Source organism: Scytonema hofmannii PCC 7110 (genome assembly GCF_000346485.2).
GTDB lineage: Bacteria > Cyanobacteriota > Cyanobacteriia > Cyanobacteriales > Nostocaceae > Scytonema > Scytonema hofmannii.
Map to the genome: position 1 here is coordinate 1 of NZ_KQ976387.1, position 863 is coordinate 863.

At 35.9% G+C, this 863-nt stretch carries 1 protein-coding gene; it reads left to right on the plus strand.

What is annotated here, in order from left to right; translation table 11 throughout:
* Nucleotides 1-825: tetratricopeptide repeat protein (locus WA1_RS51995; protein WP_158516815.1), on the plus strand; the 825-nt coding region annotated here is incomplete at its 5' end.
* Nucleotides 826-863 lie beyond the last annotated feature (38 nt).

Consider the following 863-nt stretch of genomic DNA (forward strand, 5'->3'; position numbering starts at 1 on the left):
ATTAAGTATCATCAACAACATTTAGATATTTCAAGAGAAATCAAAAATCGCTGGCAAGAGGGGAATGCACTGGCGAATTTAGGTCTTGCTCATTATTCGCTTGGTAACTATTTCCAATCTATTAAATATCATCAACAAGCTTTAGAGATAGCGAGAGAAATCGGAGATCGTGAAGGCGAAGGGAATGCTTTTGGAAATTTAGGTCTTGTTTGCTACTCTCAATGTAATTATTCTCAGGCTATCGAATACCATCAGCAACATTTAGATATTTCAAGAGAAATTGGTAGTACTCAAGGAGAAGCAAACGGCATAGGAAATATTAGTAATACTTACTACTTTATGGGGGAGTACTTAAAAGCCCTTGAATATACTCAACAACATTTAGAAATTACTCGGCGAATTAGTGATTGTCGAGGAGAAGGAACGGCATTACTTAACTTAGGTAATATTTATGATGCTCTAGGAGAGGTTGATAAAGCAGTTCAGGCATATCATCAGAGTTTAGAAATTGCTAGACACATTGGGAATCGCGAGGAAGAAGGGAGGACGTTATGTAATTTGGGCATTACCATAGTCCAAATTGGTCAGTATACAGAAGCTTTGGAATATTTACAAACTGCTCTAAATATTGTTAGGGAAACTGGTGAGCGCCCTACTGAAGCCATCATTCTTTATAACTTGGTAGAAGTTTACCAGAAATTAGGTCATCAAAATATGGCTAAGGAGTCTTGCGATAAAGCTTTGAAAATTGCTACAGAGTTAAATTTACCAGATTTGCATGAATACCAAGAGTTAAAAGAAAAATTCTTCAGTTATAAAGTATAGGTTTGAATTAAGATGGCGATTAATTTACAAGATCCTGG